Origin of the sequence: Legionella sheltonii, from assembly GCF_026191355.1 — a bacterium.
In the GTDB taxonomy this organism is placed as follows: Bacteria; Pseudomonadota; Gammaproteobacteria; order Legionellales; family Legionellaceae; genus Legionella; species Legionella sheltonii.
Genome location: NZ_JAPHOQ010000017.1, coordinates 77108 through 98950, shown reverse-complemented (window position 1 = coordinate 98950; position 21843 = coordinate 77108). Strand labels below are relative to the sequence as shown.

Genomic DNA, 21843 nt, shown 5'->3' with positions numbered 1-21843 from the left:
AATTAAATGCGAATGAAATTAATCTTTGGGCCACTTTAACTGCCACTACAAAATTTCCGGCCCACATTAATTGCAACTAGGCCCAAATTTTTTGCAACTGAAATTCGCCACACCACCAGAAAAACGCTCGTTTTATTGGCGATTTAATTTTCCATAAAACATTGCTTAAAACAAACCAAATAACCCATAGAGAAAATCAATATAAATTGACATATTAATTTCGAAGTTTTCTTGCTTAAACAGCAAAACCATAATGCGTACCATCCGGCAACTCCACATCAAGCCGCAGTTTTCCTCCGGTTGCTTCAACATAGCGTTTTAAAGATGATAATTTAAGATCTCGACCAGGCTTCTCCATTTCAGCTACAGTTGGTTGTTTTATTCCAAGAACACCGGCTAAATCTACTTGAGTTTTTTGTACTAACTCACGAAGTTCGGCTAAATGGATATTAAGCAGAATTTCTTCTGCCTTTTCTTGCGCCTTCTTAACAACCTCTTTTTTTTCTACTGCAAGAATTTTTTCAAGAGTTCTCGCCATAATAATTACTCCTTATTTAACTTTTTCAAATGAGCTGTAAACTCACGATCGGCTATTAGAATCATCTCATCATAAAGCGTTTATCGTTTCCGCTTTTATTACCAGCACACAATAAAATACCTCTCCGTTTTGGATCGAAGGCAAAAAATGCCCTGAGTGGGTCACCTTTGCTTTGGATTCGTAACTCCTTCATATTGCTGTGACAAGAGCCTTTGACTGTGTCTGCATAGGGCCTTGGTAACATAGGTCCCTTCTCTCTCAATGCTATCATTGATACCAACACATTAGTTCGATCCACATCATCTAAAGCGTCGAACCACATGTCAAAGGTGTCTGTTGTTTCTATTAACCACATGACCACTCCTTTTTATTATAGGTCAAAAACTATATAGCTTCAAACCTATAGCCAAGGGGCTTCGGTATAAATTAAACAGACGTTTTTCTTGTGGTGGGAAAAATTTCAGTTGCAAATAATTTGGGCCGGATTTTACGTAGTACAAATAACGTGAGCCGAAACTAAATTTCATTCGCATTTAATTTGGGCCAATTTCATGCGCTGATTGCGGGCCGAGTCGTTTTTGAAAGCGAGCCGCTACACCTAAGGAAAAAAACTTGGGCCTGAAATTGGCGTTCTTCACAATGAATTTACGGGGAATATTTGTGTATTCCAACATGATTATGGCTGAGGTTGTGTACGTTTAATTGATGCCAATTTGGACGCTGGTTGTATCATTTATAATTATGAAACGTTGTACTTTAGGCATTGGTGGTCATCTTGCCAGGACTATTTGCACGCATTTTGATGCTTGGCAATTGATGAACATCATTGTTATGGGTTTTTAAAAGCCCTGTGAGCTCACAATCCAGCAAGATCTCTAGGAATTTACTGTAACTCCAAACGGAATGAAAAGTGTTTTCCCATCGATTTTTACTTGAACAAACATTTTAATAAATCCTACTTTGTTAGGCTCTATGTGAAATAGCAATTCAGGTCCCCCTCGTTCAGTAATATTTGTAGGTTCCTTCCCCATTGGATGAACATGAGTTACTGTTTTAAAGTCCTCATTAAAACCAACGATGTGCGCATAAGCTCCCATAATGGGTTCTAAGGTATGAACTGGGTTTTCCTTTGCATCGGTGATATCAATTTTGCCCATGACGGCTTGACCAACGTGCAATGGTGTTTTATCAAAAGACAATTTGAATTGGTAGCCATCAACAATACTGTCAAATAATGGTTGTCGATGAATAGGATTTCCCAATCTTTTTTTGATCTTTGGGAAGGGTAAATCAGCAACTACATATTCTTGGGTTTTTGTACTAGTCGGTATAAGATCAGCCCATGCTCGATAGGAAGCGCTCTTAAGAGTAGGTTGCCATTCAAATTGATAGATACCTGGTTTCGTTGTTTCGACAGGATGGACATGACTATAGTCAAGGAGATTATCATCGATAATCAACAAATGAATCTTTTGTGTATGTGCTTCAATAAGATCGTTTAAGGTGATTGGTTTATGGCTTTTTGTGTCAATTAATTTGATTAACACCAGCTTCTTGTCCTTTTTATCAATTATCTCTTGAACAGATAATTGCATCGTATTTTCTGATTTCAAAGAATGTGTTGCTTGATTTTTCATCATGCGTTGATTAGGCTTTTCGGAGAAAGCAGTCGGATAATATAAGTTAATGAATATCAAGCTAATTAAGGTAATGGCTGATTTCTTCACAATATTTTTGTCTCCAAGAAAACCTATTGGTTATAAAATAATTTCTTATAATCATATTCTGTATGCTATCCAACTCGTTGCTAGTTTTGTAATTTATAAAAATACATTTAAATTCAACAAATTGCCCCAACATTTAATTTTATAATTAAGAAAATAAAAACAGGGGGCTAATGTGAGTAAGCGAGGCTACAACAGGATTCCAACGCAATTAACTGAAAATGAGTTCAATGTATTTGTCTTTCCCTATCTGCAAAAAGGAAAACGCGGACCAAGGCCCAAAGTAGCACTGTATAAAATATTTAACTACATTTTGTACGTCATTCATACAGGGTGCCAATGGTATAAATTGCCGATTGATAAAATGGCTGACGGCAAGCCAGAAATCAGTTACACCCGTATTTTCAAACACTTCAGAGCCTGGCTCAAGAAAGGTTGCTTTGATCGGATGTTTGAGGCCTCTGTGGAATTACTTTCCAAAAACAATCTACTCGACACAAGTATTATTCATGGTGACGGCACAACAACTGCTGCTAAAAAAGGGGCGATAACCTCGGGTTCAGTGGACATAAACATCTCAAAGGAGACAAAGTTGTTGCTCTTTGTGACCGAAACTGCAATGTTATTGCGCCATTTGTCACTGGACCAGGGAACAAAAATGAATCCCCCATGCTACGGGATGCGTTTAAACCCCTAAAACAAATTGCCCAAGCAGTGGGCTTCTCACTGGAGGGCTCGGTAATGAGCCTTGATGGTGTTTATGATTGCAAAGCCAATCGCAAGATGATCTTTAACGCGGGCATGATCCCAAATATTAATGAAAACAAACGCAATCGCAAACGCTCCAAGCGAGGAAGAAAGCGGTTATTCAACAAAGCTATTTTTAAAGAGCGGTTTCGTACGATTGAGCGAGTTTTTGCTTGGGAAGACAAATTCAAACGCTTGCTTCTTCGATTTGAGCATCATAGCCCACATCACTATGCCATGAAAACCATAGCCTATACAATGATCAATCTGAGACATTTTTTTAGTCCCAAATAGAGCTCTGAGCAAAGCATAATTTTTCTTATGGGGTGTTTGAACCCAGGCGATAACTCGTCTCAAATAAAACTAAACAGAGCGATAATTGATCTTAATGGGCAAATAAGTTCATTCCTGGAGGCTTCTTCATGAACAATCACTACAGGTCAATTTTAATTCATCCTTTGAGGCAATTTTAAAGCCATTTACTAGCAACGACTTGATTCTAAGCCATAATTTATTACCATCATGAAATATCTTCAGTTTAGCTATTACATATGAATTCAAAAATTCCCCACTAAAATAGCTAATCATTGATGCCGTAATAATTCTAGGAATAGATCCAAGAATGAAGGCATACTCTTTCTGATGACTCCAAAATGGTGATGCAGGAGCTTTTATTGCTAATGTTATAAATAAAACAGCAATTAAATTGCATGCAATTGCCCCCCAAATTAATTGCCTGGTTCTTTTGTATCCATAAACTTCTGTAATAATATCACCCATAACATACGTCAACAGATAAGGTAATGTACCCCCTGTTAATGTAACACCTAAAAATGTCATTAATTTTGACGAAGCAATATTAGAGGCAATCAACGAACAGCCAAAAATCATGGCTAATAATGAAAAATATCGAAAATGCTCTGTTGTTTGAATAACTACGGTGAGAGTGTTCATCCAACTGTGTCACCTCAGTCATTATCTAAGTCCCAGGGTTAGTCTGTCTTCGAAATAGATTTGTAACTGGGACACGATAAGCGCCCAATTGTGCATGGGCTGATTCCATTTTTCCAGTACTTTCTGGCAAGCACAATAAATAAGCTTAATAAGGGCGTTTTCACTGGTGAAAGCGCCTTTATTTTTAGTGTACTTGCGAATTTGCCGATGAAAGCCTTCAACAATATTGGTAGTGTAAATGATGCGTCTTAGCTCTTCTGGGTATTTGAAGTATTGTGATAGAGCTTCCCAGTTGTTATTCCAGGATTTCATCACCGCCGGGTATTTTTTGCCCCATTTCTCTTCCAACTCAAGTAGATGATGCAAAGCCATATCTTTGCTTGAAGCCTTATAAACCAGCTTTAAATCGGCCATAAAGGCTTTCTGGTCCTTACTAACCACATACTTTAATGAGTTGCGAATTTGATGAACGACACAAAGCTGGATCTCGGTGTTAGGAAAAACTTCAGCAATGGCATCAGGAAATCCCTTAAGTCCATCGATGCTTGCTATAAGGATATCCTCTACACCACGAGCTTTAAGGTCATTTAATACACTAAGCCAAAAACGAGCTCCCTCTGCCTCAGATAAATAGAGCCCTAGAATATCTTTTTTACCTTCTGAATTTACAGCAAGGACGGTGTAAAATGCTCTACTTATGACCTTACCTTCAACACGTACTTTAAAGTGCATGGCATCAAGAAAAACGATTGGGTATACAGATTCTAGGGAGCGATTACGCCACTCGGTAATCAGGGGTAATAGTTTGTCAGTAATCAGGCTGATTTTAGCACTCGAGACTTCTAGTCCATACATCTCAGATAAATGCTCGCTTATCGCCTCGTAACTCATGCCTATCGCATAGAGGGCTAGGACTTTATTATCCAGTGACTCGTTGAGTACCGTTTGACGTTTTTTTACAAGCTCGGGTTCAAAGCTGCCATCCCTATCTCGAGGTGTTTCTAAATCAAAAACTCCAGTTGTTGATTTAATTGTTTTAGTCGTTTTGCCGTTGCGACGGTTTGAAATACCTGTCTCATGACAATCAGTCATATGAGAATCCATTTCACCTTCTAATGCCGCCTCTAATAGCTCTTTTATTAAGGGGGTCAGTATGCCGTCTTTTCCAGTGAGAGATTGGCCAGACTTTAACTGGGTCAAAGCCTCTAATTTGAACTCATTGAAATCAAAATTCGATAAATCTATTTTCTTTTTATTCATATCTACCTCTTTTAAGTGTTAAATTATAAACAAATTAAAAGAGATGACACAGTTATTTAAACACTACCACTACGGTGGGTGGTTTTTCAGTGGTAGCAAGACCAATGATATTTATTTTGTCTTCTAAACTAAATTTTGATAATAGATCTTTTTTTAAGGTAACTAAATCTGTTGCAGAAATTTTAAATACGCCTCTTGGATTACCCTCCTCTTTGGCAACAACAATGTAATTTCCGTTTCTCTTTCGATAAAAATCATGAACCTTGTATAAGGGATCGGTAACTAAATTGCTTTCTTCTTGCATGTAATTTCAAAAGCCTCTTGGTAAAAATGATTTTATTCTTCTACAATTAAGTACGTTTTCTTTTGTTCAGGCCATATATTTTCTCTAAAATATATCGACAATTTAGTAGCGTGCGGAATAATGTCTCCCGCTCCTTTTTTAGCTGTAATATTAGTAATCTCACTTTGACTTAACCCTTCTTGCCATTCGGTTAATGCTAGTTTAAACGCATCTTCTTCTGCTTTTTTCTTTCGTTCTAATTCATTCTTTTTAGCTTCTAATAGTTGCGCTTGTGCGATTTCCTGCGGTGATCGATAATTTTTTTCAAACCATGGTTTCCCCTTTCTAAGCCGACCAATTAGCAAATTTAAAAGATCATCATACTGCTTATATTTGACTGACTCATATTCCAAGCCATACGCAAAATGCAAAATAGATTCTTGAACCATTTGCGGATCAGCTAACTTGGTTTCAAAAATGTCGCTTAAGTGATTATGATTAAATCCAATATCTTCCAATGGATAGATATTAATTTTTTTCCACTCTTCGGATAAGAGAGTTTTATCCACTTTCTTATTATCTCCCTTCCTTTCGATTTCTAAATGATCGCCAATTGATTCCCAATTGACATCCAATTGCTTATCAATACCAACCATTTTTTTATATTCTAATGCGGCATTTCTCACGATTTCAGATAATTTAAAAGAGTAGAAACCTCCTCGCCCGGTTTTGCCTTTTTCTCTCACAATCAATTGCTTACTTACCAGTCTCTGAATAGATGTTTTTACCATTTTCATGGTAGTACTAGTAATCTGCATGAGCATGTCGCCTTTAATGACGCCTGTTGACAACATTGCTCTCGAAATACAGCGTTCTGTAATAAAAAGAAATATTTTTTTTTGATGGCCAGTAAGTCTGAAAATGGTATCTAACACTGTTTCTAAATTGTTTGGAGTGAAATTAATAGGGCTCTCTATTGTCTTTTTAGGTTTGGTTATTTTATGAATATCTTTTATTTCTAGAGGCTCTGAATTATTTGACTCCTTATCGATTTCTAATTGGTTTCCATTTGATTCAGATTGGATTTCCAATTGATTATCAATAGATACCTTATTGAATTCTGATTGACTGCCATGTTCTTTATCAAGTTCATCCATATAGTTCCATGGCCTATAATCGGATTTCTTAAACTTTTTCTTAGATTTATTAGTTAATTCCTCAAGGGTAGGCATTCTAACTGTCCTCTAGCAATATTTATCAAGCTTCTACAAGATTATTTGATTTCTTTTTATCTGTGGTTAAACGCGATATATCGTTAGACTCTTTGTTTACTAAAGATCCAATATTTAATATTTCTCTAGTTAGCAGATCGATATCTTCTTTAGCTGGGGAGTTATTTAATGAGTCATAGATAGACTCACCCTTGGTTAGAACATTTTCAAATTCTTGACTTTTTCTGATCACTGAACGAATAAGACCTTTTTCATAATTAGTCATTAAAAACCTCATCGTTTCGTGAGATAAAGAAGTTCTTACATCAAACTCGTTCAGAAGAGGGCTTAGCAAGAGAGATGTATGAAAATTTTTTTCTATATTTTTTATTTCTTGTTTCGTAATTTCTAACCCTTCCAAGCTAAATTCGGAAGGAGTTACTGGAGCGATGATTCGATCTGATGCCAATGCAGCAGCGGTAACAGAGCTACCTAAGGCTGGTGGACAATCAATTAAAATCAGATCATATTTATTTTTTAATGGAGCAATCATGTCCTTATAGATTCGATCCAGTGGAAGCCTTTTCAACATTAAGTTGCTATCTAATAATGCATTTTCAATTCGACTCGGTAGGATATCAAGACCATCATATACAGGAAGAATACCTTCTTCTATGGGAATATCTTGATTAATTAGCTCTATCATTATTGGATTGTCATGAGCATCAATTCTACATGCTTTAGTTAAATTACCTTGTTGATCAAGGTCAATTAGGAGTGTTCTGGCACCATATAATGATGCTCTAACACCTATAGCTAAACACATAGATGTTTTCCCTGTTCCTCCCTTTACTATCTGAAAACATAATACTTGTGATAAGAAATTGAGGGAAAGTAATGATTTGGCAGTTTTATAACCGAAATAAACTCTATTTCGGCTTTTACCATGTTCAAGTTCTTTTCTTTTTATTTGATTATGAAGTGCTTGAGCCGTTACACCAAATGCTTCTGCTGCTTCGCTAACTAACATCTTTGGATCCATTCTTCAATCTCCCGTGTTTAAGTTTAACGGCAATTTATTGATTTATCTTAAACCGCGTTTTTTTTGTAGTCAATGAAAATATAAGTAAAATAATATAATATTTTTATATGTTATTAAGTAATAGTTTTATTAATTATTACTACTAATAATGGTAACTTAAATGATTTCCGGTTTGATTCCTTTTTGATTCCCAATGAGAGGTTGTTTTTGTTACCTGATATCTATTAGATGTCTATATGATTCTCGATCGATTTCTATATTTGTTTTTTATATGTGCTTTAAATTGGCTATTTGGACATTGAGTGAGTTAATTATTTTGGTATTGACCCGATTTGTGTTTGGTGTCGATTTCCCATTATTTTGTTTGTATATAGGCTATTGATTCCTAGGCTGATTTTTAAATGATGTCTATATGATACTTATATTATTCCTATATGATTATTTTATGGTTTTTATTAGATATCTTATAGATTCCTATTGGAGTTTTATTTGATTTTTTATTGATGCCTTAATGATTTCTAAATGATATCTAATTTAAGATGGTTTCTGCGGGATAACAGAATTTTTGTTGGTACATAGAATAAAATTATTTGTTTTAATTAAAGGAGAGTATGAAGTCAGTTCATTACACCTTCTTTCTTATGAATTTGGGCTATACCCTCTGGTAATAGCCCTGCGTTATAAATGATGAAATTAAAAAGCGCTTTGTTTTTTCCAGATTAATCTTTCTTACTTTACCTCAATAGCGGGATAGATGTGATGGTCTTGCTTTGGGTTTAGAGGAGAGTCAAGACCATCAACAGAATATAAACCAAACTGAGTTAGTGCTTTGGCTGTTTCTTTTTTGGGCTTATGGATCTCTGTCTTTTTCTCCATCTGTGTCACTATTGCTTCATAGCGTTTGACCAGAAGCTCATATTGGTCAACCAATTGTTTATGGCGTTCAATCGATATTTTGTATTCGTCTTTTGTTTGAGATAATGCATCTGTACTATGACATATCGTTCCAACAACATGTTCTAAACGATTTTCTTTGTCAGAGATAAACTCATTAATTCTTTGTACAAAATCTGTTTGTTGTTCTTTATTCATTAGCAAAGTAGAAGTAAGCTGCTCGGTCGTTTTTTGAAATACGGCAATACACTTGCGCAAACGTTCCAATTCTTGTTCGATTTTTGCCTTGGATTCGGTTAAATCAATAATTTGAGTTGATAGGTCGATTTGATTTTTTTGGTATTCGCTTGTTACTTGTTCTAATTGAACCTGAGTGGTCTGGATTAATTTCGATTGTTCTTTGTTTTCCATGTTGAGTCGTATTGATGCCTCTTCGAGTTCAATTTGGATCTGCTGCAGTTTCTGTTGAGTTGTTTTAAATTGTTCGATTTGGTGATTGAGATCATCAATTTTATCATCGAGGGAATCAATTTGGTCAGATAATAGGTTGTTGTTGTCTTTGAGTTTCTGCATTTCTTCAGCGAATTGTTTGTTTAACAGATCAAGAAGTTCAATCATTGAATAAAGTAAAGTTCCAAGACTTGCAATACCTTGTTTTAATTTATCTAAATTTGCTGAATGATCTGCAAAATGGTCATCCAGAAGGTAACTACTAACAGAATAAGCACACAAGGCAACCAAACTTAAAGTGGTGAGAACTGCCACATGGATAAATATTCCAATAAAGAAGGCAGGAGCAACCAATAAAACACCAAAACTTATTTTTTGCCATAGTGGAATTTCACTCCAATACTGTGCTGCTTGTGAGATGAGGCTGGGTTTATTGATCATGGAGTCAATGATGTCGTTGAGTGCATCTTTAATTTGCGAGAGCTTTTTATGCGTTTTAAGAATTTCTTCTAATTTTGTGGTATTTGATTGTTTAAAGAGTTTCTCTACGGATGGATTGCTTTCCTTTTTAGATTTCATAGATATGTTTCCTTAAACTGATTAATAAAACTCTATTGGACTTGTTGGAAAAATGCGCATTGTATCGAATAAATTTAAATCAGTCATCTAAATAGGTGTAGTGATATGGCGATAGATACAGAAATAAAATTGATTTGAGTAGATTTCGCCAGATGTATGCTTGTGATGCATTGCTTTGCCAAGGATCGATCTGTGTGAAGACATTTGCAAGCACAGTTAAGGAATGTCTAGTCTTGTTATCTCGCGGATACGAAGTATTAGTTAGATACTTTTGGGTTGTCTAAAATTGAATTGTAAACTAAAACTTTTAATGAGTACGAATAAAAGCAAGGCATTTTTTATCCGCACTCATTATATTACCAAGGTTTCGTATTGAAAGGAGATGGGTTAAATATCGGTTGTTCTTGTTCCTCTTCCTCAGTCTTTTTAGGTTCTATATCCTTATTAGGCTCAATTTCTTCTTTTGTAGAGGATTTGCCTTTATTAGAAGGCTTGGGTTCCATCGAAAGTGGATTTGGAGCAATACTTTGTTCTTTCGTGGCTTCATCCTTTTCTTGTGCTTTTGGACTGGGTATTGGTACTAAATTATTTGCCAACCGTTGGATAAATGCATCGTATAAGGCTAATGTTGGCATAGTAATACGAAGAGAGAGTATGTTTCCTTCCTCATCTTGAATGAGTTGTAAACACTCATCGGAAAGATTATTTTCTTCTTTAAATTCATTGAATTCTTTTATAATCGCTTCCATGAATTTTTTTAATTCTTCTCTTTGTTCTTTAGTTAATTCATTAGGTTCACAAAGCAGTTTAATGGTAAGGGTCATTGATTCGCGGTCGCTATCAACCAGCAATTTCCCATCAGCTATTAATTGTTCAATTATTTCTGGGTCAAAACTAGACTCTAAATCAAGTGCTTCACTATCTCCCATGGAGGCAAACTCGCCTATCAATTCATCGGTAGTCTCAACTATTTTTCCTGATTTGGTGAGCGATTTATCTTCACCAGAACTTGATTTTTCCTCGGAGGTTTTACCAGAGCCACCATCACCTCCACCGCCTCCTCCACCATGTCCAAAACAACGACGGGTAGGGGCTATTTCTTTAAAACAAGTTCGACAGCGTACTTTTGCTCCTTCAGCAGCAGCCTCTTTTTTTTCTACTTCTTTAAGTTTTTCTTTTTCTTTTTTAAATAGATCTAACGCCAGTGCAGCTGAAGAGGTTTGTTCTTTTGCTCCACCTGCTGTAGTTGGTTCAGGGGCAGGCTGATGTTTTTCTTTCTCTCTGTCTTTGTCTTTTTTCATAAAGGATACCAAATTCAAATTTATAAACATTATCACAATTATACACAAATATTAAATTGTCTGCAAAATTTATGTAAAAATGAACTATTATTTAAGTGTTTTGACTTATTTTAAGGCAGAATTGGTGTTAAATAGTATTTATCGGTTGTGCAAAACAAATTGGCAGAAATATTCTAAACTTAACTATAAGAAAAGAAATAAAAATTACAAGGTATGGGGTGAAATTAATTCATTCGGTGAAGGGGTGATGGGCATTAACGTGCCCAGTACGAGTGATTAGCTAAGAAAATAGTCGAGGTTTTATATGGCTGATACATGTACGGGCGGGACAGTAGCATGCTGGATATCAAGTCAGGTCAATATATTAAATAATATTGCAAATAACTTGCTTCCTGTAGAGCGCTTGATTACCGGAGGAGCCTATCTTATCGGTTGTGCCCTTTTATTTAAGGGCGTCTATTCTTTAAAGCAATATGGTGAATCACGAACAATGTACTCGAGTAATACCAACATTAAAGAGCCATTGACCTATTTGTTCATCGGTACAATGCTGATTTATTTTCCAACGACTTTTGCGACATTCATGCAATCTTCTTTTGGTTATCAAAATGTTCTTCAATATGCACCGGTAAACAGCGGTAATTCGACTCTTGATACCTTATTTGGTAGTGGGAGTGTTGTGGGGAGGCCATTGACGATTATTATTCAAGTCATTGGCCTCATTGCTTTTGTAAGAGGGTGGGTATTAATTGCGCGCGCGGCAGGTTCGGGTAGTCAACCAGGAGCTACTGGAAAGGGTTTAATCCATGTGTTTGGTGGAATTCTAGCGGTTAATATTATAGGTACTCTTGAGATGATTAATAACACACTCTATGGGTCGTGACGCGTAGAGTGTGTACACGTTATGCATCCTTTTGTGCGGGTCAAATATAATTTTTTGTGGCTCTATCCCGTTTTATTGCTTCAGCAATAAGGATTTGTTTTCTAGCGCAAGGCAATAACTCGCTGTGAGGTAAGGTTTCGGTTTAATGCCCTTTCTTAGTCAATGAGCTAGAAATTCATAGTAACCCATCATAAAAAAGCAATTTGAGCTGTAAAAAAACCGTAAAAAAAGGCTCACCCAAAGAGCGTGTAATTTTTTTAGTTTAAAATGTGCGCAACACTTCTATTTTTGTTTTTCTATTATGTCCACATCCAATAAAGAAATTGCTCAAATTCTATCAGTGAATAAAATGTCTGGTGAATTGGCACAACAAGAGTTCATTCACTCAGTACCAAAGACTGAAGCAGGTGCAATTGATTTAACTAAAGCTCTGCGTATCGCTGAAGGTGGGACTCACATACTTTATCGATTTCCAGATGCGCCTTTTGTTATTAAATTAATGAAACAAAATCCCAACCCTATGGAACTTGAAGAATTAGAGAAAAAATATGCTGTTTTATACGAGTGCTTTGACAAAGAAGGAAAACAACGATGCATACGGGAACAACATATTACTCATCAGGTGCAACTTTCCGGAAAGGAACCTCAAAATGCAGCTTTATCAATCGTCCCATACGAAAAATGTTTCAAATCTAAAGTAAAATTTGATTTTAAAATAGAACCTGCAGAACTTGATATTTACTTAATGGAGCATAACAAGGAGTTGTTTGATAAGGTACATAAAACACTTATTCATAAAGACGACTCTGGAGTAGATTTTGAGCTTAATGATTATGCGCTCATTGATGAGCGAATCGGCGCCATTTTGCAACGTTTGGATAGCGATCCTAAGCTTCGGGAAGTCATGATTGAATTTTTAAATCATTATCGTGACTTTTATCAAAGGACTAATATCATCCTGGATGCTATGGGATTTGAAAACATCCTGTTTTTTAAAGACGAACAGGGTGATTGGCAGTTTAAAATAGGCAGCGCGATAAAGCATGATACTGGAAAATACACCCAAGAGTTATTTGATGCATTACATTCTGGAAAAGAAGTCAATTTGACTGGTTTTGTTAATTTTACTCATGCCTATTTTTCACCGGCCAACATTAGAGCAGTCAATGTATGTGCCATGAAACTTGGTTTAGAGCCAGTTATTCATGATGTCACCATCGATTTAAAAGATTTATGGAGAATCTCTCAAGAATTATCAGTAGGAGAGCGAATGTTTGCCTATGCAAGGCACGGTGATTTTGAAAAAATAGATGAAATTCTCCAAGAGAATCAGGGTGAGCTTAGTTTTAATCTCAGAGATTTCTGGACATACTCTCTCATCGCTGATGAATACATCAAGCATGGACAGCCACCAACAGCACTTAAAAATTATCTGGATATTGTGAGTCAATTGCCCGTTATCTTACCTGAAAACGAAGATGATGCAAAACGAGTAGATGACTCAAGAAAGGCCATTATAGACCGAAAAAACATGCATGATAAAAAAATGATGCTTCATCAAGAACTTACCACTTTTGTACTTAATAAAGGACAACTGCAAAAAATAATTGATTCTGCTCATACTCCCGCTGTAAGTTATGCTTGTGTTGAATCCAATGAACAACACCAACACGGATTTGTAAAAACTTCTCTTGCTCTTGGCAAAAAAAATGTTCAATCCACAGGTACTGAAAATACCGTAGAGGGTAATACGAGATTTCCAGCCTCTTCACTGAGTAAAATTGTATTTACTTATTTAGTGTTACAGCTGGTCAAAGAGAAACAAATTGATTTGGATGAGCCATTACTTTCTATTCTGCAACAAGAAGGCCAGGAATATGAACGATTCAAGGTAAATGGTGAATATCCTGAAAAAGCGATGCAATTAACAGCGCGACATGTATTGTCACACACTACAGGCTTGCCCAATTGGGCTCCCAATTTATCGTCACCACTAACGTTTGATTCTAAATCAGATCTAGGTAGTGGATATTCGTATTCAGGTGAAGCGTTTCTTTTTTTACAAACAGTCATCGAGACAAAAACGGGTAAAAATTTAGAAGAATTGGCTAAAAAGTATGTGTTTGAGCCTTTAAAAATGAATCGCTCTACGTTCAGGCCACAACCAGAAGACGACAAAAATATTGTAGTGGTTCATACTCAGCTAGAAAAACCGACTCCCATATTAGCAATAGAGCCACCGCTTCACTCTGCTGCATCACTGCTTACAACAGCTAATGATTTTTCAAAATTGATGAGTGCTTGGTTGGAGAGTATGGAAGATCCCATCATAAAACAAGCATTTGAGCCACGAAGTGATTACAGTATTGCGAAAACCTGTGGGTTAGGTTGGCATATTTATAAAAATAAAGATGCAGTCATCGCCTATCAATGGGGTGCAAATCCTAATACACGATCGTTTATTGCCATAAACGTTACAGAAAAAAAGGGTGCGGTATTTTTTACAAATTCAGAAAATGGGATGAGTATTGCCACTCAAATTTTGAATTCTCCTGTTTTACCTCCTATCGGGGATATGCAAGAGCTCTTTAATTATATGAGTTTTAGTCAAAGTGATGAGGCCGGATGGCAAGAAACAATTGCGGGTAAGATGTGTGAAGAAGAGGGTAGACTTGAAGAGGCAAAAATTTATTTTGAAAAAGCCCTTAAGCTAAGGCATTTGGAATGGTCGAATGCAGTTCATCAAATTTCCTCTCTAGAAAAAACAGTATTTACCGCTCCATTGGAAACTTTTGTAGGAAATTATAACAATGAAGCAGAAATCTACTTAAAAGAGGGCAGCTTAATCTGCAGGCGTTTTAATGTTGAAACAAAGCTTGTACGCATATCAGAAACCGAATTTCTGCCGGAAGAGGAGCCCTCGTTTAAGCTAAGTTTCAAAAGCGATCTCGTGGAAATCCTTTCTATCCATGGGGAAAAAACCTTTTTATTGAAACATCCTTTACCAAAACCTCAATTAGAAACGGATCATGAAAAAACAGGTGGAGCAAAAGAGCAATCCTCTGTAACAACTATTGATTCAGCAAAAAAAGAGATGTTGCACGATTTGATGAAAAAAGCCTACATTCCTGGACTATCCATTGCCACGATTTCTGATGGAACACTTTCTTGGAGCGGTGCGCTTGGTATTTCTGATATGGACTCGGGAGATTGTGTTGATGAGTCTACTGTATTTGAGGCGTGTTCCTTGAGTAAGCCACTGTTTGCTTATTTAGTATTAAAACTGATAGAAAAAGACCAACTGCCACCAGATTTTCTGACAAAATCCTTGCCTGAAATAGAATATGGACGCTTTAAGAGTGAGGACAGAGAAAAAGTAGCGTCTTTAACGCCACAAATGATTTTATCGCATCAAACAGGATTGCCTAACTGGGAGCCTGGTACTAATCAACTGGAGTTCCAATTCAAACCCGGTGAGCAATACCATTATTCTGGGGAAGGCTATCACTATTTACAGAAAGTCATTGAAGCAAAAACAGGTAAAAGTCTTGAAACGTTAGCACAAGAATATGTATTTACACCACTTGGAATGAAAAACAGTCACTTTGAACGTGCTCGTTTTAAGCCAGGAACACAATTTGCCTCCCGTCATAATGAATTAATGCAGCACCAACCGTATAGAGACGAAGTAACTGCAGCGGGCTCGTTACAAACTACAGCATATGATTATGCACAATTTGTTATGGCACTACTCAAAGAGCAAATGCTGAGAAAGACAGCATTAAAAGAGCTCATCTCAACAGAAAAAGATGAAACAGCACGAAAGAAAGAGGTTCCTCAAGAGATAGTACAATCTGTATTTTGGGGATTAGGATGGGGTTTAGAAAAAACCGAGGAAGGAACATTGGCATTTCATTGGGGAGATACATCAGGCGCGAAGGCATTTGTTGCAATAAATCCTGAAAATGGTTCTGCAATTTGTTATTTTGCGAACAGCCAAAATGGCTTGTCTCTTGCCAAAGAGCTAGTGACTCCTGTTGTTGGTATAACAAAAGGGCTTGATTACCTTTGTGGCAAATATGATTACACGCTCTATGATAAACCAGGTTACAAAGAACGACATGAAGGATTAATCGCTGAATCAAAAGGCGATTATGTCACGGCAAAAATCCAATTACTCAAGGCCATTGAATTGGAACCTAAATACACGGTTGAACTGACACAACACCTTGAGTGTTATGATAAGCCAGGTTGGAAAGAGCAACAGGAAGGCATAAGAGCTGAATTAAAGGGTGATTATAAAACCGCCCTAATTAAATTCAATCAAGCACTGCTTCAAGATTTAGAATCTGAGCAGCAGATCAAAAAACACCTTGCATGGTTAAATGATTTGGATAACCCAATTGAGGTAAGTAAAGAAAAATTACAAGAATATACAGGCAAGTATGGACCTCATGAATTAACCCTTGAAGGGGAGTCACTCAAGCTCAAATCATTTGGACAAAGTTATAAGCTTGTTCCTGTTGGTGACAACATTTTTTCGCCAGAAAACAATCTCAATTTTCGCCTTGAATTCGACAAAGAACGAGGGCATGTTGCTTATCACTTTCTCGATTTAGCATTTCAGCCCATTATAGAGAAGAAACAAAAAGCAACTGCTCCCACATCAAAAATGACATTGGATGAGGTGATGAAAAAAGCCGATATTCCAGGCATATCGGTTGTCACGGTCAATCATGAAGGAGTTATTTCTCCGCCATTCGTGAAAGGCACTGTCAGCTCAACCCAATGTGGGTTATTGAAAATGTCTTTGGCTAAAATTAAGGAAGAGCAAAGCAAATTTTATAAATCGTATTACATCCTTACTGAAGAAGGTGTACTTTATTATAATAAATCAAAGGATACGCTTCATGAGCTTGAGTTAGATGAATATCAGTTAGAAGAATTTGGTAAATGTTTCGCTAAAGATGAACAAATAGATATATTGTCCGATGATCAATTAAGTGAGATTACCTCGATTACAGACCATCTACACTCAAGCCCCTCAATGGACGTAACTCCTGAAACAGTTTTTGGAGCTGCATCACTGAGTAAACCTGTATTTGCCTATTTGGTATTAAAATTAATAGCAGCCAATAACGCGAATGAAGCCCAACCTGGTCTAGGAAAATTTAACGCTAAATTTGATTTAAACACCCCGCTTTATGAAGTTTTTCCAGAGATACTAAAAAAATTCCGTAAAGAAGATGAAGATAAGGCCAAGCTTTTGACCGCCGAGATGGTATTATCCCACACGACAGGGTTACCCATTACGCATGATGAGCGCAAAGGGCTCATTGAATTTCAGTTTGACCCTGGCTCAAAATATGCTTATTCAGGTCCAGGAATTGCATACTTGCAAGAAGTCATCGAGGCATTAACGGGCTCAAATCTTGAAGCACTTGCCCAAGAACACATCTTTGGGGAAAAAGCCTTAAATATGAAGCACAGCAGCTATCATTTCGATAAAAGCAAGCCGCCTCAGGCAGCAAATAGCCTCTATACAACGCCAAGTGATTATGCCAAATTTATAGTAGCCTGGATGAATGACGAAGAGCTACAGTATGCATTTCAACCCACGGTCTCCATGAACAATGATTATTTACCTGGCAATTGGCCAATGGAGGTAAACGGATTAGAGCAGGATAAAAACTATGTGGCATGGGGGTTAGGTTTTGGACTACAAACCGATAAGCAATGCGGGTGCGGTCTTATTAAAATGACAACTGATCCAAGCCAGTCCTTCTTTGATTGCATCGAAGGCTTGTTGGAGGATAGAAATGCGGTTATTTTATTTAATGATGCGCTTTTTTATGCAGATCAAACCAGTCGAACGGTTAAGAAAATCGAATTGACTGAGAGTAATCAGGATGATTTTAATAGGCTGAAAGCAAAATGTACTGAGTCCTATAAATTAGCCCAAGGGAATGAATTAAAATGGATTACCTCTGTAACAGGCCGTATCCATCGTGCAAGCAGAGCCTATCATTCCGGTGATATGAATGAATACAGAGCGTGGGTGGCCATGAATTTAGAAGACAAGTCGGCTGTAGTTTATTTTGCTAATTCGCATAACGGCCATATTCTAGCAGATTCAATCATCTCTCCAGAAGTAGAGATAAATCACGTATTTAATTACTTTTTTCAAACTTATGGATTTGCACGGAATTTTGATGAGCTAGGAGGGGTAACTAATTTCCATGGAGTAAGCCCGAATTGCTTAAAGAAAACTTCGCCTAAGATTGAAGAAAAACCAGATACACCAAAAGAATTAGAAAAAGGAACTCCTGTGAGTGAAGAATCAGAACGACTCACTGCCTCTTTACCCAAAGCAAAAACGCTAACTTTAGGATTTTTGACACCAGAAAAGAGAAAAGAAAAAAATCAACAGGATAATTATTGTGGATTTAAATCAGGATTTCTCATAGGTAAGTCTTTTTAAACTAATTGCTTCGTACCTTGGGGGTAGCTTTGGAGTTACGAAGAAACTAATATTAGGAATATAAAAAAGGTCGAGCAGACGGATTTAAATAAAAGCGTTATTACATTTTGAGATGACACCATACCTATAAGGGAGTATACGGTGATGGATGATGAAATTTGTGAGCATTGCTATCCTGAAAAACGCTGTCATGTTAGAAGAAAAGTTTTTAGTTTATTCGATTATTTTATACTCAATCCATTGATCTATGCTTTATCTAAAACGTTTCTCCTCTCAGAGCAGGATTTTTTACGTTTCGATAATCTATTAAATAGGATGTCCATTGCTATTTTTCAAAAATTAAAATTATTTACCAAAACCAATATCATTGATAGGAGCCAATTTAATAATAGCGTACTTGCACTATGGGATGAGGCGCAACAAAGGGGATTAGAACTGTATAATTTTAAGGAGTCCCAATTACATACGTTGTATTTTATGTTGGTATTCAATAACAAAAAATATTATTTTACACAAACCCCTATTTCTCTTCTTTATCAAAAAAATACGTGCTTTGATGAGGATACCAAATATGATAATAAATGGATTCTCAAAAAGAAATTATTAAACCAAAAAATACCCTGTCCCGTAGGAAAGGTTTTTATTTCCAGTAAAAGCGCTTATCAATATGGCATTGAATTAGGATTCCCTCTTGCTGTTAAACCCGTATCCGAATCCCTAAGTATCCATGCATTTTGTACTATTCAAACGCCAAATGAATTAAAAGAGGCGATTAAAATAGTAAAACAAGTTGATTTTCGTGTATTGGTTGAACAACATATTCCTGGCAATGTTTATCGGTCATTAATTATTGATGACTCATTAATCGCTTGTGTGATGCGACAACCTGGAAGCGTGATCGGTGATGGTATCAGTACTTTTGAAGAATTAATCGATAAAAAGAATAAAGCTGCAGGTGTTAGTAATTCACGCAAAATTAATCTCAATAGTTATTTGAAGAAAATACTAGAGGCTCAGGGAGTTGCATTTAATACCGTAATAAACAAAGGACAACAAATCTTTATTTCAAAAAAAGTGACTATAGGTAGTGGTGCAAAAATTAGTAATGTTATCGATTTGATCCATCCAGAGAATAAACTGTTATTGGAACGAGTACATAAAATTCTAAATATACCCCTTACAGGTCTTGATTTTATTTGTCAGGATATTTCTCTTCCATGGCATAAGCAACAATTTGGCATTATTGAAAACAATAGCTTTCCCTATATCGACTTACATCTTAATCCTTCTGATAGAAAGCGAATCAATGTGCCCAGTATCATTTGGGACTATGTATTAAATGTTTTAGGTAAAAGAGATGGCGATGGCTCGATTAAAATGGATTAAAATCAGCTAACGATCTCTTGTTTATTCACTTTTTTAAAAATTGTTCTGTGCTATGAATGGCATAAACAATTAGATGATTATTAATAGAGCAACGCAAAATATCCAAATTATTGTACTGGTTATATAAGGGTATTGATAACCCTTATAGTTTTTCTTTCGAGTAAAAAAATCAAGAATTAGCACAGGGACAACAGAAAAAAACGTTAATAAGATGACTAATGCTACGGATTCTGCACCTTGCTGGAAAGGCATAATCCTTATTAAAAAGGCCAGTGTATCGTGCAAAAATTGATGCAAATAAAAGATTACCCCCACAAACAAAAAATCAAAAGTATAGATAAACCAAGAAGCAGCAAATAGCGGTAGAAGTAATTTAGCTCCTTTTATTTCCCATAGTTTCTTGAAGGATTTGCTAACCTCCTCTGAAAAAAGAACCATAACAACACCGAAGAGAACAACTAAAGCAAATAACATTTATCTGATCCTTTTCTCAACTTCGTTCAATGCTTCCTAATGTGTACCCAGTTGCATTGATAAATCATCATCTTCTTAGGAATGTTTTTTTAATACGTTCAACTGCACGACGAATTTTTTGTTCAGGTCGCGCGCTAAATGAATTCCCATTGAAGAAATATTCTTCACCTTCAGGAGATTGCTTAGAAAAAAAGTAATTAAACACACAACACCGAGGGGCGTCACATAAAACCGGATTCACAGCATGCCAAGAGGATCGATTTGTTTCCATCACAAGCAGGCGATTAAAAAGACTGGGAACAACAATGCAATTTTTTATTTCTTTATCCCATAATTCATAATTTCCACCATTTTCGAGTCGCCAATTAGGGGACACATAATAAAGTACATTTACTGTTCGATAGTGTTTTCTATCTACATCATGGGAATTATCCAAATGAGGATTAAGACGATATCCTTTGAGTAATGTACTAATTCCACCGGCAAACTGCGATGGATCAGGAATTTGGTTTTTAATCTCAGTTATCTCTTCAATCAAAGCGACAACTTGAGGGTCTTGAATTGCAAAATTAATATCTTGCAATAAACTGGATACATCTTTTAAGTGGCTGTATTTTAGCTTTAATTTTCCAGGAATACTTAATAGATGCATTTGGCTTGGTTTAGGAAAGTTAGCGTATATTTTTTCAGCAATTTCAGTTGGAATAAGGTCATCCAGTGTAAAATAACGGGCAACTTTTATAGGATGCTCAAGAAAAAACTGTTGTTTCAAATGCTCCTTAGTTTCATTTAATCTATCTACAATCAGATCCGTTAATTGATTTCTTGTATTGGTTGCCATGTTAAATTTTATATTTGTATATTTATTAAAATAATAGTCTATTTTTTATATAGCCATGGGGTTGTAGAAGCTATGATTGAATTCAAGTGATGAATTGGACTGTTTAAAGTTCACTTATAAGATATAGAGTATTTACAAAACCCCCTTTGTGTTTTAGCTAAACAGCTAGGGCTTTTTATGAGATAATCTTTTACAATAAGCTTATGGCGATAATTTTTAAAAGTTCGGTTAAGGGTTTTAAATAGTTTTTGATCAGAAATTAAGGGCAATAGCTATAAGTCTTTAACCCAGTAGTGGGAAGACCTCGGTTGCTACAATTATCAGCCTATTTTTATTTGAAAGGGGTTCCATGACAACCAAACAAAATAATTTACATAGCGGCAATAATCAACAGTATGATGATATTGAATATGCTATTTATTGTGACGGACTTGAAAAACAATATAAGCAGGCAAAAGAGGATTCTTTGTTTGAAGTATTAAAAATATTAGAGCTAGATGAAGAACATTCGGACAGTGATTTAATTCAAGCAGTTAATTATTTCAAGAAAAATGACGGCTATATAAGAAAAGATGCGCCTGTTACTTTTTTGACTGAACGTGAAAAAAGAATACTTAATAAAGATGGTAAATTTCGTTCAGGTCTCTATTGTATGCTGCTATCAATAAGATTTTCTGAGGCCATTCAGAACAAATCAGTATTTTTACAGCATTCATTGAAATTTGCTTTTGATAAGCCTAATTCCTGATGCTTTGTTATCTCTGGTGGAGTATATGGAGGCATGTTTGAGGAAAA

The 21843-nt window shown here is 36.1% G+C and carries 17 protein-coding genes and 1 pseudogene; 6 read left to right on the top strand and 12 right to left on the bottom strand.

The window, feature by feature from the left end:
* Window positions 1-235: 235 nt before the first annotated feature.
* The 3 genes from OQJ26_RS17395 to OQJ26_RS17385 form a co-directional block, all read right to left on the bottom strand.
* Window positions 236-538, bottom strand: coding sequence for a helix-turn-helix domain-containing protein (locus OQJ26_RS17395; protein ID WP_265704969.1), 303 nt, complete (start codon window positions 536-538; stop codon window positions 236-238).
* Between the two features lie 61 nt (window positions 539-599).
* A complete protein-coding gene (locus tag OQJ26_RS17390; RefSeq protein WP_416209970.1) occupies window positions 600-893 on the bottom strand; it encodes a type II toxin-antitoxin system RelE/ParE family toxin in 294 nt (97 codons plus the stop codon).
* A 520-nt stretch (window positions 894-1413) separates the two neighbouring features.
* The gene (locus OQJ26_RS17385; protein WP_265704968.1) at window positions 1414-2265 is read right to left on the bottom strand and encodes a hypothetical protein; all 852 of its coding nucleotides are present in this window, start codon (window positions 2263-2265) and stop codon (window positions 1414-1416) included.
* Between the two features lie 172 nt (window positions 2266-2437).
* Between OQJ26_RS17385 and OQJ26_RS17380 the strand changes: the two genes are divergently transcribed.
* Both OQJ26_RS17380 and OQJ26_RS17375 read left to right on the top strand, forming a co-directional pair.
* Complete coding sequence (locus tag OQJ26_RS17380) at window positions 2438-2959, top strand: transposase (protein WP_265703925.1); 522 nt, start codon at window positions 2438-2440, stop codon at window positions 2957-2959.
* Window positions 2878-3303, top strand: a pseudogene (locus tag OQJ26_RS17375) (transposase family protein); the annotation flags it as partial. The gene OQJ26_RS17380 and the pseudogene OQJ26_RS17375, both read left to right, overlap by 82 nt.
* A gap of 126 nt (window positions 3304-3429) precedes the next feature.
* Here the strand turns inward: OQJ26_RS17375 and OQJ26_RS17370 are convergent.
* The 7 genes from OQJ26_RS17370 to OQJ26_RS17340 all read right to left on the bottom strand — a co-directional run bounded on the left by OQJ26_RS17370 (window position 3430) and on the right by OQJ26_RS17340 (window position 10983).
* Complete coding sequence (locus OQJ26_RS17370; protein WP_265704967.1) at window positions 3430-3963, bottom strand: queuosine precursor transporter; 534 nt, start codon at window positions 3961-3963, stop codon at window positions 3430-3432.
* 21 nt (window positions 3964-3984) lie between these two features.
* The gene (locus tag OQJ26_RS17365) at window positions 3985-5223 is read right to left on the bottom strand and encodes an IS256 family transposase (RefSeq protein ID WP_265701939.1); all 1239 of its coding nucleotides are present in this window, start codon (window positions 5221-5223) and stop codon (window positions 3985-3987) included.
* Window positions 5224-5275: 52 nt separating this feature from the next.
* On the bottom strand, window positions 5276-5527 hold the full coding sequence (locus tag OQJ26_RS17360) for a hypothetical protein (RefSeq protein ID WP_265704966.1): 252 nt from the start codon (window positions 5525-5527) through the stop codon (window positions 5276-5278).
* Between the two features lie 32 nt (window positions 5528-5559).
* Complete coding sequence (locus tag OQJ26_RS17355) at window positions 5560-6738, bottom strand: hypothetical protein (RefSeq protein ID WP_265704965.1); 1179 nt, start codon at window positions 6736-6738, stop codon at window positions 5560-5562.
* A 25-nt stretch (window positions 6739-6763) separates the two neighbouring features.
* Window positions 6764-7759: a ParA family protein gene (locus OQJ26_RS17350; protein ID WP_265704964.1), complete on the bottom strand. Its 996-nt coding sequence runs from the start codon at window positions 7757-7759 to the stop codon at window positions 6764-6766.
* A gap of 729 nt (window positions 7760-8488) precedes the next feature.
* Window positions 8489-9682 carry a coiled-coil domain-containing protein gene (locus OQJ26_RS17345; RefSeq protein WP_265704963.1) on the bottom strand — a complete coding sequence of 398 codons (1194 nt, stop codon included), beginning with the start codon at window positions 9680-9682 and terminating at the stop codon, window positions 8489-8491.
* A gap of 356 nt (window positions 9683-10038) precedes the next feature.
* Window positions 10039-10983 carry a hypothetical protein gene (locus OQJ26_RS17340; protein WP_265704962.1) on the bottom strand — a complete coding sequence of 315 codons (945 nt, stop codon included), beginning with the start codon at window positions 10981-10983 and terminating at the stop codon, window positions 10039-10041.
* 304 nt (window positions 10984-11287) lie between these two features.
* On the opposite strand from OQJ26_RS17340, the gene OQJ26_RS17335 reads away from it, so the two are divergent.
* The 3 genes from OQJ26_RS17335 (at window position 11288) to OQJ26_RS17325 (ending at window position 19733) form a co-directional block, all read left to right on the top strand.
* Window positions 11288-11866, top strand: coding sequence for a type IV secretion protein IcmC (locus tag OQJ26_RS17335; RefSeq protein WP_265704961.1), 579 nt, complete (start codon window positions 11288-11290; stop codon window positions 11864-11866).
* A 301-nt stretch (window positions 11867-12167) separates the two neighbouring features.
* Window positions 12168-18347, top strand: a complete 6180-nt coding sequence (locus OQJ26_RS17330; RefSeq protein ID WP_265704960.1) for a serine hydrolase domain-containing protein — start codon at window positions 12168-12170, stop codon at window positions 18345-18347.
* Window positions 18348-18491: 144 nt separating this feature from the next.
* A complete protein-coding gene (locus OQJ26_RS17325) occupies window positions 18492-19733 on the top strand; it encodes a hypothetical protein (RefSeq protein ID WP_265704959.1) in 1242 nt (413 codons plus the stop codon).
* Between the two features lie 69 nt (window positions 19734-19802).
* On the opposite strand, the gene OQJ26_RS17320 is transcribed toward OQJ26_RS17325, so the two are convergent.
* Window positions 19803-20207, bottom strand: a complete 405-nt coding sequence (locus OQJ26_RS17320; RefSeq protein WP_265704958.1) for a hypothetical protein — start codon at window positions 20205-20207, stop codon at window positions 19803-19805.
* A 67-nt stretch (window positions 20208-20274) separates the two neighbouring features.
* Window positions 20275-21048: a 2OG-Fe(II) oxygenase gene (locus OQJ26_RS17315; RefSeq protein ID WP_265704957.1), complete on the bottom strand. Its 774-nt coding sequence runs from the start codon at window positions 21046-21048 to the stop codon at window positions 20275-20277.
* Window positions 21049-21397: 349 nt separating this feature from the next.
* Here OQJ26_RS17315 and OQJ26_RS17310 point away from each other — a divergent pair, with 349 nt between their 5' ends.
* Window positions 21398-21796, top strand: coding sequence for a hypothetical protein (locus OQJ26_RS17310; protein WP_265704956.1), 399 nt, complete (start codon window positions 21398-21400; stop codon window positions 21794-21796).
* Window positions 21797-21843: the final 47 nt, after the last annotated feature.

Coding starts and splice junctions, on each gene's coding strand:
- OQJ26_RS17370 (WP_265704967.1), bottom strand. CDS start 3,963: ATGAACACTCTCACCGTAGTTATTCAAACAACAGAGCATTTTCGATAT.
- OQJ26_RS17345 (WP_265704963.1), bottom strand. CDS start 9,682: ATGAAATCTAAAAAGGAAAGCAATCCATCCGTAGAGAAACTCTTTAAA.
- OQJ26_RS17365 (WP_265701939.1), bottom strand. CDS start 5,223: ATGAATAAAAAGAAAATAGATTTATCGAATTTTGATTTCAATGAGTTC.
- OQJ26_RS17330 (WP_265704960.1), top strand. CDS start 12,168: ATGTCCACATCCAATAAAGAAATTGCTCAAATTCTATCAGTGAATAAA.
- OQJ26_RS17355 (WP_265704965.1), bottom strand. CDS start 6,738: ATGCCTACCCTTGAGGAATTAACTAATAAATCTAAGAAAAAGTTTAAG.
- OQJ26_RS17315 (WP_265704957.1), bottom strand. CDS start 21,048: ATGGCAACCAATACAAGAAATCAATTAACGGATCTGATTGTAGATAGA.
- OQJ26_RS17320 (WP_265704958.1), bottom strand. CDS start 20,207: ATGTTATTTGCTTTAGTTGTTCTCTTCGGTGTTGTTATGGTTCTTTTT.
- OQJ26_RS17310 (WP_265704956.1), top strand. CDS start 21,398: ATGACAACCAAACAAAATAATTTACATAGCGGCAATAATCAACAGTAT.
- OQJ26_RS17335 (WP_265704961.1), top strand. CDS start 11,288: ATGGCTGATACATGTACGGGCGGGACAGTAGCATGCTGGATATCAAGT.
- OQJ26_RS17325 (WP_265704959.1), top strand. CDS start 18,492: ATGGATGATGAAATTTGTGAGCATTGCTATCCTGAAAAACGCTGTCAT.
- OQJ26_RS17350 (WP_265704964.1), bottom strand. CDS start 7,759: ATGGATCCAAAGATGTTAGTTAGCGAAGCAGCAGAAGCATTTGGTGTA.
- OQJ26_RS17390 (WP_416209970.1), bottom strand. CDS start 893: ATGTGGTTAATAGAAACAACAGACACCTTTGACATGTGGTTCGACGCT.
- OQJ26_RS17395 (WP_265704969.1), bottom strand. CDS start 538: ATGGCGAGAACTCTTGAAAAAATTCTTGCAGTAGAAAAAAAAGAGGTT.
- OQJ26_RS17340 (WP_265704962.1), bottom strand. CDS start 10,983: ATGAAAAAAGACAAAGACAGAGAGAAAGAAAAACATCAGCCTGCCCCT.
- OQJ26_RS17360 (WP_265704966.1), bottom strand. CDS start 5,527: ATGCAAGAAGAAAGCAATTTAGTTACCGATCCCTTATACAAGGTTCAT.